Genomic DNA, 14,258 nt, shown 5'->3' on the forward strand with positions numbered 1-14,258 from the left:
TTACTCTCCTCCTGTGACCAGCGTTCCCGTCGGTTCTCCCAGTGCGACCCGCTTGATGTTGCCCTTGGTGAAAAGATTGAAGACCACGATGGGCAGATTGTTGTCCATGGCCAGGGAAATGGCCGTGGAGTCCATGACTTGCAGGCGCTTTTTCAGGACGTCGATGTAGGAGATGTGCGAGAACAGCTGGGCGTCTTGATCCTTTTTCGGATCCTTGTTGTAGACTCCGTCCACCTTGGTGGCCTTGAGGATGGCCTGAACCTTAAGTTCGGCCCCGCGCAAGACCGCGGCGGTGTCCGTGGTAAAAAACGGGTTGCCGGTGCCCGCGGCGCAGATCACCACCCGTTTTTTCTCCAGATGCCGGATGGCCCGACGGCGGATGTAGGGCTCGGCCACCTGTTGCATTGGGAAGGCGGTCATCACCCGGGTGGTCAGCCCCAGCTTTTCCAGGCCGTCCTGCACGGCCAGGGAGTTGATCACCGTGGCCAGCATGCCCATGTAGTCCGCCCCGGCCCTGTCCATGCCCCGGGAGGCGGCGGAGAGACCGCGAAAAATATTCCCCCCGCCGATCACCAGGGCCAATTCGACCCCAAGTTCGGCGACCTCGACCATTTCCCGGCAGAACGTGTCGATGGTCTCGGGGTCGATTCCGAACTGGTTGGGCCCGGCCAGGGCTTCGCCGCTGATTTTCAGCAATATTCTGGGATAGCGCAGTTCCGTCATGCCTACTCCAGCGGCCCGGGCCGCCCGTTGAACGTGTATCACCGTGGGGGCGCGGCGCGCCGTGCCCCACGGTCATCTGTCTTTTGTTAAGCTTCTTCGCCCAGGGCCATCCGCACGATCCGGCCGACCTGGATGTTTTCGCCGAGCACGGCGATGGTTTCGGTGATCAGAGCCTGGATTTTGCGGGAATCGTCCTTGATGAAGGCCTGCTCCAGGAGGCAGACTTCCTGGGCGAACTTCTTCATCCGGCCGTCCACGATCTTGGGGATGATGTTTTCCGGCTTGCCCTCGTCCCGGGTCTGCTGGGTGACGAATTGGCGTTCCCGCTCCAGAACGTCCTCCGGAATGTCCTCCGGGGCCACGCACAGCGGAGCCGTGGCGGCTACCTGCATGGCCAGATCCTTGGCCAGTTCCAGGAACTTCTCATTCTTGGCCACGAAGTCGGTCTCGCACTTCAGCTCGACCATCACCCCGATCTTGCCGTTGGAGTGGATGTAGGACCCGATATAACCCTGGGACGTGGCCCGGCCGGACTTCTTTTGGGCCTTGGCCAAGCCTTTTTCACGCAGCCAGAGCCTAGACTTTTCCTGATCCCCGTCGCACTCCTGCAGCGCTTTTTTGCAATCCATCATGCCAGCGCCGGTACACTCGCGCAGCTCCTTTACCAGACTTGCGGAAATGGCCATTTATTTCTCCTCCGTAGCGTCGTTTTCAATTTCCGTTTCAGCCCTTTCGTCCTCCGCGGCGGCCTGAGTCAGCGCGGCCTCGGCGGACTTTTCAGCGGCCTGGTCCATGTCGCGCATCCTGGCGGCGCCCTCGGTGCAGGCGTCAGCGATGCTCGCGGAGAACAACTTGATGGCCCGGATGGCGTCGTCGTTGCCGGGGATGATGAAGTCGATCAGATCCGGATCGCAGTTGGTGTCCACCACGGCGACCACCGGAATGTTCAACTTGCGGCATTCCTGGATGGCGATGTCTTCCCGGTTCGGGTCGATGACAAAGGCTGCCTGGGGCAGGGACTCCATGTCTTTGATCCCGCCCAGGGCCAGGTTCAGCTTTCCCACGTCACGCTGCATGCGCACGATTTCCTTCTTGACGAACCGGCTCACGGTGCCGTCCTCGAACATGGCTTCCAGCTTCTTCAGGCGCTGAATGCTACTGCGAATGGTCTGGAAGTTAGTCAGGGTGCCGCCCATCCAGCGATGGGTCACGGAAAACATGCCCACCCGCGCGGCTTCTTGCTTGATGATTTCCCGGGCCTGGGGCTTGGTGCCCACAAACATGACCTTGCCACCCTGGGCCACGGTATCGGCGATGAAGTCGTGGGCCTTCTGGAACATCTTCACGGTCTGCTGCAGGTCGATGATGTGGATGCCGTTGCGCGCGCCGAAGATATACGGCCGCATCTTGGGATTCCAACGCCGGGTCTGGTGACCGAAATGCACGCCGGTCTCCAGCATCTGCTTCATTGTCACGTACGCCATTGCAATACTCCTTAGAACTGGTGGGTTTTTCCTCCATCCTCCGCACTTGAACCCGCTCACTTTCGTCACGGACGAAAGACCCTCGGGTTTCTCGGAGGATGTGCGAATTTCGAACCGTGTTCAATTAGGCTAAAATTGAACAACTGGCAAGCAAAAAATCAAGCAACTTCCTTCCGAAGCCATCGAAACCCTTTACAGGGGGTTCAGATTGCGATAGCCAATTTTCATAGCTGGGGGAGCCGTAAGGCTGAGAGGGGGCAGAGGCCCCGACCCTTGGAACCTGACACGGATTATACCGTCGTAGGGAAGCACCGCGCAGACCGCCTTTTCGGAACGCAGAGCTTCACGCCAGGTTCCGAAAAGGCGTTTTTATTTGCCAATCAGGGGACATGATGCAGGTGATCATCAACGGCAAACCGGAAGAAGTCTCAACGGGAGTCACGCTCTTGGAACTCATTGAGACCAGAATATTGGACCCGTCCAGGGTCGTGGCCGAACTGAACCGAGAGATCGTTCCCGGTGATCGTTTCGCGAACACGGTCCTGAGCGAAGGCGATAGGCTGGAACTGCTGCAATTCGTGGGAGGTGGTTGATGCAAAGCATGGGGGACGACCTCTTCGAGATCGGCGGGGAACGCCTGGGCAGCCGTCTGTTCACCGGTACAGGCAAGTACGGCGACGACGCGGTGATTCCGGATGTCTGCGCGGCCTCCGGGTCCGAGGTGATCACCGTGGCCCTGCGGCGGGTGGATTTCCAGGCCGCCACGGGCAACGTCATGGAACACATCCCTAAAACCATGCGGTTGCTGCCCAACACCTCCGGCGCGCGCACCGCGGACGAGGCCGTGCGCATCGCCCGGCTGGCCAAGGCCATGGGCTGCGGGAATTGGATCAAGATCGAGGTCATCGCGGACAACAACCACCTGCTCCCGGACGGATACGCCACGGTGCGGGCCACGGGAATCCTGGCCGCCGAGGGCTTCGTGGTTCTGCCCTACGTCAACGCGGACCTGTACGTGGCCCGGGATCTGGTTTCCGCCGGAGCCGCGGCGGTGATGCCCCTGGGCGCGCCCATCGGCACCAACCGCGGCCTGCAAACCAAGGAGATGATCCGCATCCTGATCGAGGAAATCGACCTGCCGATCATCGTGGACGCCGGGCTGGGTCGGCCTTCCCATGCTTGCGAGGCCATGGAGATGGGCGCGGACGGGGTGCTGGTGAACACGGCCATTGCCACGGCCGCCGATCCCGTGAGCATGGCCCGGGCTTTCGGTGAAGCGGTGCGGGCCGGACGGCGCGGGTTCCTGGCAGGGCACGGGGCGCAACGCCTGAAGGCCGACGCTTCTTCGCCGTTGACCGGCTTTTTGGAGGGAGACGGCTCGTGAGCTTTGCAGAAGTCATGGGCGCATACACAGGCATGATCACGTCCAAGGCTCTCCAAGAGCGTCAACGACAGGACGTAATTCGGGCCTTGAGCAAAGACCGTCTCGGTCCGGAGGACCTCCTGGCCCTGCTCTCGCCGGCCGCCGGAGCCATGCTGGAAGACCTGGCTCGGCGGGCCGCAGAGATCACTCTGCGCCATTTCGGTCGGGCTGTGCAGTTGTTCACCCCGCTTTACGTCTCGGACTTCTGCGCCAACCGCTGTGTGTATTGCGGCTTCAACGCGGACCGGAACGGTCCGCGCCGCCAGCTTTCCCTGGAGGAAGTCCGCGTCGAGGCCGAGCGCATCGCCGCCACCGGGTTGCGTCAGGTCCTGGTGCTTACCGGCGACGCCCGGCCCAAGGCGCCGCCGGAGTTTTTGGAGCAGGTTCTCGCCGTGCTCCGGGAATTTTTCCCCAGCCTGCTCCTTGAGGTCTACGCCCTGACCCAGGGGGAGTACGCCCGGATGATCGACGCCGGGGCCGAGGGGCTGGTCATCTACCAGGAAACCTACGATCCTGAACAATATGACAGGATGCACCCCAGCGGCCCCAAGCGGGACTACGCGTTCCGCCTGGACGCGCCGGAACGGGCCTGCCATGCCGGCATGCGCTGGGTGGGCCTCAGCGCGCTCTACGGGCTGGGCGATTGGCGCACGGACGCCTTCTGTGCGGCCCTGCACGCCCGCTGGCTGCAGGATCACTTTCCAGGTGCGGAAATCAGCCTGTCCCTGCCCCGGATGCGCCCCCATGCCGCGGGCTGGCAGCCGGAGCAACCGGTTTCAGACCGCGATCTGACTCAGATCCTTCTGGCCCAGCGCCTGTTCCTGCCTCGAGCGGCCATCACCCTGTCCACCCGGGAATCTCCCCGGCTTCGGGAAAACCTGCTCCCCCTGGGCGTGACCCGGCTCTCCGCCGGAGTCTCCACCTCAGTGGGCGGTCATGGGGCGGACCAGTCCGGAACGCCGCAGTTCGAGGTGGCCGACGACCGAAGCGTGAGCGAGATCGCCGCCATGTTGCGGGAAAAGGGCTATCAGCCTGTGTTCAAGGACTGGCAGCCATTAGACCAGGTAACGCCATGACCCTCCTGGAACAAGGCATCGCCCACCACATCGGCCCGGAGGCCCTGGCCCGCCTGCAACGGGTGCGCGTCGGCCTGGCCGGGGCCGGTGGTCTGGGCTCCAACTGCGCCCACGCCCTGGTTCGCTCCGGGTTCAAGCGCTTCGTGCTTGTGGATTTTGACCGGGTGGAGGCCTCCAACCTGAACCGGCAGTTCTTCTTCCCGGACCAGGTCGGCCTGCCCAAGGTCGTGGCCCTGGCCGCCAACCTGCTGCGCATCAACCCGGACCTGGAGTTGGAGCTACTGGAGTCGCGGATCATGGAAGACAACGTTCAGGGCCTGTTTGCCGGTTGCGATGCCGTGCTGGAATGCGTGGATGACCCGTTCGTGAAAAAGCTGCTGGCCGAGGCCATGCTCCCCACGGCGGCCTTGTTCGTGGCCGCCTCCGGCATTGCCGGATGTGGGGACGCCGACCGCATCCGCACCAGACGCCTCCGGGCCAATTTCTTTCTCGTTGGCGACGAGCAAACCGCCGCCTGTTCAGATACGCCCCCGCTGGCCCCCCTGGTTGCCATGGCTGCGGCCAAGCAGGCCGACGTGGTGCTGCATCATTTTCTGCGCCTTCAAAGGGACAAAATTGCCCCGGCAATCCGGACATGGGGCGTACGCAGGGCGCATACAAAGGGCGCACACACAGGTGCGCCCCTACAGAATTGCATTGGTCAACCGTGAACCGTTGAACCCTCGACACCCAAGGAATCACCTCATGAGCAATCCCCTGCACAACATCGATCTCTACTGCCTGACCAGCGAGGAGCACTCCCTGGGCCGGTCCAACCTGGAGGTGGTCCGGGCCATGTTGGACGCCGGAATCAAGCTCATTCAGTACCGGGAGAAGGACAAGCCAGGACGGGTCAAGCTGGAGGAATGCTCGGCCATCCGGAAGCTGACCCGCGAGGCCGGGGCCCTGTTCCTGGTCAACGACGACGTGGCCGTGGCCCAGGCCGTGGACGCGGACGGGGTGCATGTGGGCCAGGACGACCTGCCGGTGCCGGTGGTCCGCCGTCTGATTGGACCGGACAAGATCATCGGCCTGTCAACCCACTCCCCGGACCAGGCCCGGGCCGCTGCGACGGCCGGGGCGGACTACATCGGCGTGGGGCCGATCTTCGCCACCAAGACCAAGAAGGACGTCTGCGCGCCGGTGGGCCTGGAATATCTGGAATGGGTCACGGCCAATCTGTCCATTCCCTTCGTGGTCATCGGAGGGATCAAGGAGCACAACATCGGGGAAGTGATTCACAGAGGTGCGTCCTGCGTGGCCATGATCACGGAAATCGTCGCCAAGCCGGACATCGCCGGGCAGATCCGGGCCCTGCGCAACGCCATGAACAATACTATAAAGGAATGACGATCATGAACTGGACAACCCAGATGGATGCGGCCCGCGGGGGCATTATCACGGACCAGATGCGCACCGTGGCGGCCAAGGAAAATCTGCCCCTGGAAACCTTGATGGAACGCATGGCCGCGGGTGAGGTGATCATTCCGGCCAACAAGAACCACGCCCACCTGGACCCCGAGGGGGTCGGACGGGGATTGCGCACCAAGATCAACGTCAACCTGGGCATTTCCAAGGACGCTTGCGACATGGACCTGGAAATGGAAAAGGTCCGCCACGCCCTGCGCCTGGGGGCCGAGGCGATCATGGACCTGAGCTGCTTCGGCAAGACCCGGGAATTCCGCCAGGCCCTGATCGCCGAATCCCGAGCCATGATTGGCACGGTGCCCATCTACGACGCCGTGGGCTTCTACGACAAGAACCTGTCCGACATCAGCGTTGACGAGTTCTTCGACGTGGTCCAGACCCATGTGGACGACGGCGTGGATTTCCTGACCATCCACTGCGGTCTGAACCGGCTGACCGCGGAGCGGATCGAGAAAACCGACCGCCTGACCTCTCTGGTCTCCCGGGGCGGCTCCCTGCTCTACGCCTGGATGAAGGAGAACGACGCCGAGAACCCGTTCTACGAGCATTACGACCGGCTGCTGGAGATCTGCGTGAAGCACGACGTGACCTTGAGTCTCGGCGACGGCTGCCGCCCGGGCTCCCTGCACGACGCCACGGACGCGGTCCAGGTCCAGGAAATGATCGTTCTGGGCGAACTGACCAAACGGGCCTGGGAGCGCGACGTTCAGGTGATGATCGAAGGTCCCGGCCACATGGCTTTGAACGAGATCGCCGCGAACATGGTCCTGGAAAAACGGCTCTGCCACGGCGCGCCCTTCTACGTGCTCGGCCCCCTGGTCACGGACGTGGCCCCTGGGTACGACCACATCACCAGCGCCATCGGCGGAGCCGTGGCCGCGGCCGCCGGCGCGGACTTCCTCTGCTACGTCACCCCGGCGGAACACCTGCGCCTGCCCACCCTGGAGGACATGAAGGAAGGGATCATGGCCGCCCGCATCGCGGCCCACGCCGCGGACATCGCCAAGGGCATTCCCGGCGCAAGGAATTGGGACGACAAGATGTCCAAGGCCCGCGCCGACCTGGACTGGGAAGCCATGTTCACCCTGGCCCTGGACCCGGAAAAAGCCCGTGCCTACCGCGAATCCTCCAAACCGGCCCACGAGGACTCCTGCACCATGTGCGGCAAGATGTGCGCGGTGCGGACCATGAAGCGGATCAAGGAGGGGAAGGATATACGGTTGGATGATTGAGGGGGGGCATAATAAGTGGATTCGCTGAACAGAGAATGCTTGCAAGCCAAGGGCAGACTTGACCCTTCTCCTACAGGTGATCTGGAGGGCGGAGGAGAGCGAGACTTGAATTATTTCCAGGCGGTCGGCCATTGCCTGAGGCGGTTTCGGGCGGTATAGCGCTGATGATGCCCGAGAGGTTGTCACTTCTTGCCCTATTACTTCATGGAGCCCGCCCATGAACAAGAAAGCCCTCACTGAAGCGGACATCCGCACCAAGTTCGTCACCCCCGCGCTTGTGGGCCCAAGCGGCGACAAGTGGGATGTGATGACCCAGATCCGGGAGGAATGCTACTTCACCAAGGGCCGGGTCATTGTCCGCGGCAGGACCGTGAAACGCGGCGAGGCCAGGAAAGCCGACTACATCCTCTATTACAAGCCGAATCTGCCCCTCGCGGTCATCGAGGCCAAGGACAACAACCACTGCGTGGGCGACGGGATGCAGCAGGCCCTGGAATACGCCGAGATCCTGGACATCCCCTTTGCCTACAGCACCAACGGGGACGCCTTTTTGGAGCACGACCGGACCAAAACCACCGGTCAAGGCGTCGCCGGCCCCGTCACCCGGGAAATCCCCCTGGACCAGTTTCCCGCTCCCGCCGAACTCTGGGCCCGCTATCTCGCGGCCAGGGGCTACACCGCCGCGCAGGAAGCCGTGGCCGCCCAGGAATACTACGACGACGGCTCCCTGAAGACGCCTCGCTATTACCAGATCATCGCCGTCAACCGCACCGTGGAGGCCATCGCCCGGGGCGAAAACCGAATTCTGCTGGTCATGGCCACGGGCACGGGCAAGACCTACACCGCCTTTCAGATCATCTGGCGGCTGTGGAAGTCCGGGGCCAGGAAGCGCATCCTGTTCCTCGTTGACCGCAACATCCTGGCCGACCAGACCAAGACCAACGACTTCAAGCCCTTCGGCCCGGCCATGACCAAGATCACCAACCGCACAGTGGACAAGGCTTTTGAGATTTACCTCTGTCTCTACCAAGCCGTGACCGGGACCGAGGAAGAGCAGAACATCTACAAGCAGTTCTCGCCGGATTTCTTCGATCTGGTGGTCGTGGACGAATGTCACCGGGGCAGCGCCGCGGATGACGCGGCCTGGCGCAAGGTGCTGGAATACTTCTCCTCGGCCGCCCAGGTCGGCCTGACCGCCACGCCCAAGGAGACCAGGGACGTTTCCAACATAGAGTACTTCGGCGAGCCGCTCTACGCCTACTCCTTGCGCCAGGGCATAGCCGACGGCTTTCTCGCGCCCTACAAGGTGATCCGCATCGGCCTGGACAAGGACCTGGACGGCTGGCGGCCCGAGGACGGGCAGACCGACAAGTACGGACGGGCCATCGAGGACCGCGAATACAACGACCGCGATTTCGACCGCAATCTGATCCTGGAACGGCGCACCGCCTTGGTGGCGGCCAAGGTCACCCGGTTCCTTCAGGCCACGGATCGCTTCTCCAAGACCATCATCTTCTGCGAAAACATCGACCATGCCGAGCGCATGCGCCAGGCCATGGTCAACGCCAACCCGGATCTGGCCGCGGCCAACAGCAAGTACGTGATGCGCGTCACCGGCGACAACGACGAGGGCAAGGCCCAACTGGACAATTTCATCGACCCCGAATCCACCTATCCGGTCGTCTGCATCACCTCCCGGCTGATGAGCACCGGGGTGGACGCCCAGACCTGCAAGCTCATCGTCCTGGACCGGCGCATCAATTCCATGACCGAGTTCAAGCAGATCATCGGGCGCGGCACCCGCATCAACGAGGACTATGGCAAGCTCTACTTCACGATCATGGATTTCAAGCGGGCCACGAGCCTGTTCGCGGACCCGGATTTCGACGGCGAGCCGGTCCAGATCTACGAACCCGGCCCGGACGACCCGCCGGTTCCGCCGGAAGATCTCTCGGAAGATCTCTCGGCAGATCTCTCGGCAGATCTCTCGGCAGATCTCTTGGAAGATCCTTCGGAAGCGACTTCGGAAGCTTTTTCGGACGAGACCGCCTATCCATTGGGCGATGATCCGGGAGATCCGACAAATGCTCGGCAACCGCCGGTCAAATACTACGTGGACGACGTGGAAGTCCGCGTGGCCACGGAGCGGGTCCAGTATCTGGACGAACACGGCAAGCTGATCACCGAATCCCTGAAGGATTACTCCCGCAGGGCCGTGCGCCGGACCTACGCCACCCTGGACTCGTTTCTGACCGTCTGGAACGACGCCGAACGCAAACAGGCCGTTCTGGAGGAACTGGCCGCCCGGGGCGTGTTCCTGGACGAACTTGCCGAGCAGGTGGGCCGGGACTATGACGCCTTTGATCTGGTCTGCCACGTCGCCTTTGACCAGCCGCCGCTGACCCGCACGGAGCGGGCCGAAAAGGTCCAAAAGCGCAACGTGTTCGGGAAATACGGCGACAAGGCCCGCGCGGTCCTGAACGCCCTGCTGGCCAAGTACGCCGAAACCGGCATCCAGAGCGTCGAATCCCTGGACATTCTCAAGGTGGACCCCCTGCGCACCTTCGGAACCCCCATCGAGATCATCAGTCTCTTTGGCGGCAAGCCCGCGTACCTGGCCGCGGTCAGGGAGCTGGAGGCGCAACTTTACATGGACGTCGCGTAAAGCAGCATTGCCAAACACCCCAAAGCTTGACGCATAACGATACGCGTTATACAATGCTCACATGATTGAAAGCTTCCGGTGCAAAGAAACGGAGCGGATCTTCCAGCGCGAATATTCGCGAAGGTTGCCGACCGACATCCAGAGAACCGCCTTCCGGAAGCTGCGCATGCTGAATCGCAGCGCAAGCCTAGATGACCTGCGCATCCCCCCGGGGAACCGCTTGGAAGCTCTCATGGGCAACCGCCAGGGGCAGCATTGCATCCGTATCAACGACCAATGGCGAATCTGTTTTGTCTGGCGCGATGGCGGCGCACATGACGTTGAGATCGTCGATTATCATAAGGGGTGAGAAATGAAGAAAATTCTTCCCGTACATCCTGGTGAGATTCTGGAAGAGGAGTTCCTTAAGCCGCTGGCCATCAGCCAGAACCGGCTGGGCAGGGATCTTGGCGTCTCCCCGCGCAGGATCAACGAGATCGTTCACGGGAAACGCGCCATAACGGCGGACACGGCCTTGCGGCTCTCCAGATACTTCGGCAATTCCTCCAGCTTTTGGATGGGCCTGCAAATGGACTACGAACTGGACATGGCTGAGGACGCACTGGCCGAACGGATCAACGAGGAAGTCCGGCAACTGGCCGTTGCCTGAAGGAATGCGGACAACAGCCTGTACACGGATTTTTCAGCCCGCGACAGATGGTTCCAAGTTTGTTGACTTTTTATCGTGGAATTGAATGCTGCGGCAGGGCGGGCTCCCGTTCCTGTCCTGCTTGATTCACGACCTTGAAAAAATGCCACGAAACGGGCAACCACGAAGGGTTGCCCCTACACCTGAACCATCTCGCATAACCCATGCCCAACATCTCAGGCATCGTAAAATCCATCCAGGACATCATGCGCAAGGACGCCGGGACCTACGGCGATGCCCAGCGTTTGGAACAGCTCGGCTGGATGTTCTTTCTGAAGATCTTCGACGACCGGGAAAAGGAGATGCAGCTCCTGCGCGACGCCTACCGCTCCCCGCTTCCGGAGAATCTGCGCTGGTCCGCCTGGGCCGCGGACGAGGAGGGCATTACCGGCGAGGCCCTGCTGGATTTCGTCAACAACGCGCTCTTGCCCAAGCTCAAGTCCCTGACCGTGGCTGGCGACAAGATCAGCGGCCTGATCCGGATGTCCTTCGAGGACGCCAACAACTACATGAAAAACGGGACGTTGATGCGCCAGGTGATCAACAAGATCAACGCCATCGACTTCAACGCCTCGGACGACCGCCACATGTTCGGCGACATCTACGAGAAGCTGCTCAAGGATCTCCAGTCCGCGGGCAACGCGGGCGAGTTCTACACCCCCCGGGCCGTGACCCGGTTCATCGTCGAGCAGGTCGACCCGCGCCTGGGCGAAACCATCCTCGACCCGGCCTGCGGCACGGGCGGCTTTCTGGTCTGCGCCATCGAGCACCTGCGCAAACAGGCCAGAAGCGAAGCCGACGAACAGACCATCCAGGACTGTTTCGCCGGAATCGAGAAAAAGCACCTGCCCCACGTCCTGTGCATCACCAACCTGCTTTTGCACGGCATCGACGTGCCCGCCAATGTTCGCCACGACAACACCCTGGCCCGCCCTTTGCGCGACTGGGGCCCCAGGGAGCGCGTGGACGTGGTGGTCACCAATCCGCCCTTCGGCGGCATGGAAGAGGACGGCATCGAAGCCAACTTCCCCTCCGAGTTCCGGACCCGCGAAACCGCGGACCTGTTCCTGGTCCTGCTGATGAAGATCCTCAAGCCCGGCGGCCGGGCCGGACTCGTCCTGCCCGACGGCACCCTGTTCGGCGAAGGCGTGAAAACGCGCATCAAGGAAGCCCTGCTCACCGAGTGCAACCTGCACACCATCGTCCGCCTGCCGGGCGGCGTGTTCAACCCCTACACCGGCATCCGCACCAACCTCCTGTTCTTCACCAAGGGCGCGCCCACCCGGGAAGTCTGGTACTACGAGCACCCGTATCCGCCCGGAGCCAAGAGCTACAACAAGGGCAAGCCCATCCGCATCGAGGAGTTCGAGGCCGAGCGGACCTGGTGGGGGAGGGAAGAGGACGGCTTTGCCGGCCGCGTGGAGAACGAACGGGCCTGGCGCGTGCCCATCGACCAAATCAAGGCCGGAAACTACAACCTGGACCTGAAAAATCCGCACAATGCCGACACCGGCCCGGGCGACGTGGAGCACCTGCTGCCGGAATACGAAAAGCTGCTGGAGCAGATCGCCGAGACGCGGGGGAAGCTGAAGGCTCAGCTTATGGAGGCATTGAGTCGATGAAAACGGAAAAACCTGGGAACGTGGGGCTCCGCACCCGCTCTTTAAAAACCGCGAGTACGGAGCCTCGCGTTCCCAGGGGTTGGCATTCGCGCGGATACCTGCCGCATTTCGACTCCAATGACGTGATTCAGCATGTCACATTTCATCTCGCCGACAGTCTGCCGAAGGAAACCGTCGAGCGTCTGCTGGCGAAAATTCAGCAACTGGATCCGAATCAACGCGACATCGAAAAACGCCGCAACCTCGAAGCCCTTGTCGATGCCGGTCATGGGGCCTGCTGGTTGCGTCGTCCGGATTGCGCCCGGATCGTTCAGGACGCGCTTCTGCACTTCGACGGTGAACGCTACCGCATGATCGCCTGGGTCGTGATGCCCAACCATGTCCACACGCTGTTCCAAACCCTGCCGGGGTGGAGCATGAACACCGTGGTCGGATCATGGAAGACGTTTTCCGCCAACGCCATTGGGCGGCTCGTCCGCCAACCGGACAAGCCGCTGCCCCGCATCTGGCACCCCGAGTTCTGGGATCGCTTCATCCGCGACAAAAAGCACTTCGCCAGCGCCCTGGCCTACATCCACAACAACCCGGTCAAAGCCGGACTCGCAACCCGCCCCGAAGACTGGCCCTGGAGCAGCGCCGGAAACGTACCCCCTGGGCACGCGGGGCTCCGCACCCGCTCTTCAAAACCCGCGAGTGCAGAGCCTCGCGTTCCCAGCAAAGGCCACCCATGACCCTCGAAACCTTCTTCGAAAAATTCAACCTCTTCGCCGACGCGCCGGGAGCGGTGGGGAAGATGCGGGAGTTGGTGCTGGAATTGGCGGTGCAAGGAAAGCTCACATCCAGACATGCAGACGATGGAACAATCCCATCCGTCGTCGAGTTCCGTGATAATGCCGCTGTGGTCGCGGCAACGCTTGGATTACGCCCGCCAAAAGAGTCTGTCGAAATAGTCGAGCCACCGTTCGATGTTCCTTCCTATTGGCAATGGATAGCACTTGCCGACATTGGCGCAGCACAAACAGGAACAACCCCGAGCAAAACTGACCACGATGCTTTTAACGGCGATATTCCATTTATAAAACCTGCGGACATACTTCCCAATTCGGTCAACTATTTGAATGAGAGTCTCACTCGGCACGGTGCGGAGAGTAGTAGCCGCCTTGCCCCAAACGGTAGCCTCCTCATGGTCTGCATTGGGACGATTGGGAAATGCAATTTGATTGAACGTGAATGTGCTTTTAATCAGCAGATCAACTCTCTAACGCCCGTCCCATTCGTAGATCCACGATATCTATTGATAGCGGCTCGCTCACGCTATTTTCAGTCAACTGCATGGAGGAAATCCAGTAGCACAACGATTGCGATTCTGAATAAAGGAAAGTGGCTTTCCATCCCAGTTCCAATTCCTCCCCTCGCCGAACAACGCCGCATCGTGGCCAAGGTAGATGAGTTGATGGCGTTATGTGATCAACTGGAGGCGCAGCAGAGAGAACGTGACGCTCTAGCCGCGAATCTTCTCTCCGCCCTGGTGACCGAACTCACCGGCACAACCAACGGCCTCAACGTTTCCGCCACGCCCGTCAAGCACGCTGCCCCAGCGCCACGCGCCCCCATTGCTCCGACATCGAAGCCTTCAGGCCCGGCAATTCCGGCTCCACCCACCGCACCCAAAACCGCCCGCACCCTGGCCGAACTGCGCAAGGCCGCCGGGCTGTCCCAATCCGCCGTAGCCAAGGCCCTGGGCCTGAACCAAGCCTACATCTCGCAGATGGAAAACGGGAAACGCGCCATCACAGATGAGCAGCGACGGCAGTTGGTGGATATATTGGGGGCTTAATCTGGACATAATCCGAGCATAGCGACGAATGTAATTTTACA

At 61.6% G+C, this 14,258-nt stretch carries 15 protein-coding genes and 1 riboswitch; of the genes, 12 read left to right on the forward strand and 3 right to left on the reverse strand.

The genetic code is table 11. The annotated features are described in order from the left end of the window. From pyrH to rpsB, 3 genes are all read right to left on the reverse strand, one after another. Positions 1–723 carry a UMP kinase gene (pyrH, locus tag C6366_RS00305; protein WP_107735361.1) on the reverse strand — a complete coding sequence of 241 codons (723 nt, stop codon included), beginning with the start codon at positions 721–723 and terminating at the stop codon, positions 1–3. An 86-nt stretch (positions 724–809) separates the two neighbouring features. Beyond that, positions 810–1,409 carry a translation elongation factor Ts gene (gene tsf / locus C6366_RS00310; protein ID WP_107735362.1) on the reverse strand — a complete coding sequence of 200 codons (600 nt, stop codon included), beginning with the start codon at positions 1,407–1,409 and terminating at the stop codon, positions 810–812. Next, on the reverse strand, positions 1,410–2,207 hold the full coding sequence (rpsB, locus tag C6366_RS00315; RefSeq protein WP_107735363.1) for a 30S ribosomal protein S2: 798 nt from the start codon (positions 2,205–2,207) through the stop codon (positions 1,410–1,412). A 222-nt stretch (positions 2,208–2,429) separates the two neighbouring features. Beyond that, a riboswitch (TPP riboswitch) is annotated at positions 2,430–2,531 on the forward strand. Between the two features lie 65 nt (positions 2,532–2,596). Here rpsB and thiS point away from each other — a divergent pair. From thiS to C6366_RS00375, 12 genes are all read left to right on the forward strand, one after another. Then, a complete protein-coding gene (gene thiS, locus C6366_RS00320; RefSeq protein WP_306460414.1) occupies positions 2,597–2,800 on the forward strand; it encodes a sulfur carrier protein ThiS in 204 nt (67 codons plus the stop codon). A gap of 8 nt (positions 2,801–2,808) precedes the next feature. Further along, the gene (locus tag C6366_RS00325) at positions 2,809–3,591 is read left to right on the forward strand and encodes a thiazole synthase (RefSeq protein ID WP_107735547.1); all 783 of its coding nucleotides are present in this window, start codon (positions 2,809–2,811) and stop codon (positions 3,589–3,591) included. Further along, positions 3,588–4,706, forward strand: a complete 1,119-nt coding sequence (thiH, locus tag C6366_RS00330; RefSeq protein WP_233248344.1) for a 2-iminoacetate synthase ThiH — start codon at positions 3,588–3,590, stop codon at positions 4,704–4,706. The genes C6366_RS00325 and thiH overlap by 4 nt, the downstream gene beginning before the upstream one ends. After that, the gene (thiF, locus tag C6366_RS00335; RefSeq protein WP_107735364.1) at positions 4,703–5,416 is read left to right on the forward strand and encodes a sulfur carrier protein ThiS adenylyltransferase ThiF; all 714 of its coding nucleotides are present in this window, start codon (positions 4,703–4,705) and stop codon (positions 5,414–5,416) included. The genes thiH and thiF overlap by 4 nt, the downstream gene beginning before the upstream one ends. Positions 5,417–5,450: 34 nt before the next feature. Next, on the forward strand, positions 5,451–6,095 hold the full coding sequence (gene thiE / locus C6366_RS00340) for a thiamine phosphate synthase (RefSeq protein ID WP_107735365.1): 645 nt from the start codon (positions 5,451–5,453) through the stop codon (positions 6,093–6,095). A 5-nt stretch (positions 6,096–6,100) separates the two neighbouring features. Next, on the forward strand, positions 6,101–7,405 hold the full coding sequence (gene thiC, locus C6366_RS00345) for a phosphomethylpyrimidine synthase ThiC (RefSeq protein WP_107735366.1): 1,305 nt from the start codon (positions 6,101–6,103) through the stop codon (positions 7,403–7,405). Positions 7,406–7,622: 217 nt separating this feature from the next. Further along, positions 7,623–10,070, forward strand: coding sequence for an EcoAI/FtnUII family type I restriction enzme subunit R (hsdR, locus tag C6366_RS00350; protein ID WP_107735367.1), 2,448 nt, complete (start codon positions 7,623–7,625; stop codon positions 10,068–10,070). Positions 10,071–10,131: 61 nt separating this feature from the next. Further along, complete coding sequence (locus C6366_RS00355; protein WP_107735368.1) at positions 10,132–10,419, forward strand: type II toxin-antitoxin system RelE/ParE family toxin; 288 nt, start codon at positions 10,132–10,134, stop codon at positions 10,417–10,419. A gap of 3 nt (positions 10,420–10,422) precedes the next feature. Beyond that, positions 10,423–10,719 (forward strand): HigA family addiction module antitoxin, encoded by a 297-nt coding sequence (locus C6366_RS00360; protein ID WP_107735369.1) that lies wholly within the window; start codon positions 10,423–10,425, stop codon positions 10,717–10,719. Between the two features lie 203 nt (positions 10,720–10,922). Beyond that, positions 10,923–12,380 carry a class I SAM-dependent DNA methyltransferase gene (locus tag C6366_RS00365; protein WP_107735370.1) on the forward strand — a complete coding sequence of 486 codons (1,458 nt, stop codon included), beginning with the start codon at positions 10,923–10,925 and terminating at the stop codon, positions 12,378–12,380. Beyond that, positions 12,377–13,111, forward strand: a complete 735-nt coding sequence (locus tag C6366_RS00370) for a transposase (RefSeq protein ID WP_199221382.1) — start codon at positions 12,377–12,379, stop codon at positions 13,109–13,111. The genes C6366_RS00365 and C6366_RS00370 overlap by 4 nt, the downstream gene beginning before the upstream one ends. Further along, a complete protein-coding gene (locus C6366_RS00375; RefSeq protein WP_107735371.1) occupies positions 13,108–14,217 on the forward strand; it encodes a restriction endonuclease subunit S in 1,110 nt (369 codons plus the stop codon). The genes C6366_RS00370 and C6366_RS00375 overlap by 4 nt, the downstream gene beginning before the upstream one ends. Positions 14,218–14,258: the final 41 nt, after the last annotated feature.

The organism is Desulfonatronum sp. SC1 (genome assembly GCF_003046795.1).
GTDB lineage: Bacteria > Desulfobacterota > Desulfovibrionia > Desulfovibrionales > Desulfonatronaceae > Desulfonatronum.

Excerpts from the sequence above, each read along its gene's own strand:
- C6366_RS00365 (WP_107735370.1), top strand. The coding sequence starts at position 10,923 with ATGCCCAACATCTCAGGCATCGTAAAATCCATCCAGGACATCATGCGC.
- thiC (WP_107735366.1), top strand. The coding sequence starts at position 6,101 with ATGAACTGGACAACCCAGATGGATGCGGCCCGCGGGGGCATTATCACG.
- thiS (WP_306460414.1), top strand. The coding sequence starts at position 2,597 with ATGATGCAGGTGATCATCAACGGCAAACCGGAAGAAGTCTCAACGGGA.
- C6366_RS00360 (WP_107735369.1), top strand. The coding sequence starts at position 10,423 with ATGAAGAAAATTCTTCCCGTACATCCTGGTGAGATTCTGGAAGAGGAG.
- tsf (WP_107735362.1), bottom strand. The coding sequence starts at position 1,409 with ATGGCCATTTCCGCAAGTCTGGTAAAGGAGCTGCGCGAGTGTACCGGC.
- pyrH (WP_107735361.1), bottom strand. The coding sequence starts at position 723 with ATGACGGAACTGCGCTATCCCAGAATATTGCTGAAAATCAGCGGCGAA.
- C6366_RS00370 (WP_199221382.1), top strand. The coding sequence starts at position 12,377 with ATGAAAACGGAAAAACCTGGGAACGTGGGGCTCCGCACCCGCTCTTTA.
- C6366_RS00355 (WP_107735368.1), top strand. The coding sequence starts at position 10,132 with ATGATTGAAAGCTTCCGGTGCAAAGAAACGGAGCGGATCTTCCAGCGC.
- hsdR (WP_107735367.1), top strand. The coding sequence starts at position 7,623 with ATGAACAAGAAAGCCCTCACTGAAGCGGACATCCGCACCAAGTTCGTC.
- C6366_RS00375 (WP_107735371.1), top strand. The coding sequence starts at position 13,108 with ATGACCCTCGAAACCTTCTTCGAAAAATTCAACCTCTTCGCCGACGCG.
- thiF (WP_107735364.1), top strand. The coding sequence starts at position 4,703 with ATGACCCTCCTGGAACAAGGCATCGCCCACCACATCGGCCCGGAGGCC.
- C6366_RS00325 (WP_107735547.1), top strand. The coding sequence starts at position 2,809 with ATGGGGGACGACCTCTTCGAGATCGGCGGGGAACGCCTGGGCAGCCGT.
- rpsB (WP_107735363.1), bottom strand. The coding sequence starts at position 2,207 with ATGGCGTACGTGACAATGAAGCAGATGCTGGAGACCGGCGTGCATTTC.
- thiE (WP_107735365.1), top strand. The coding sequence starts at position 5,451 with ATGAGCAATCCCCTGCACAACATCGATCTCTACTGCCTGACCAGCGAG.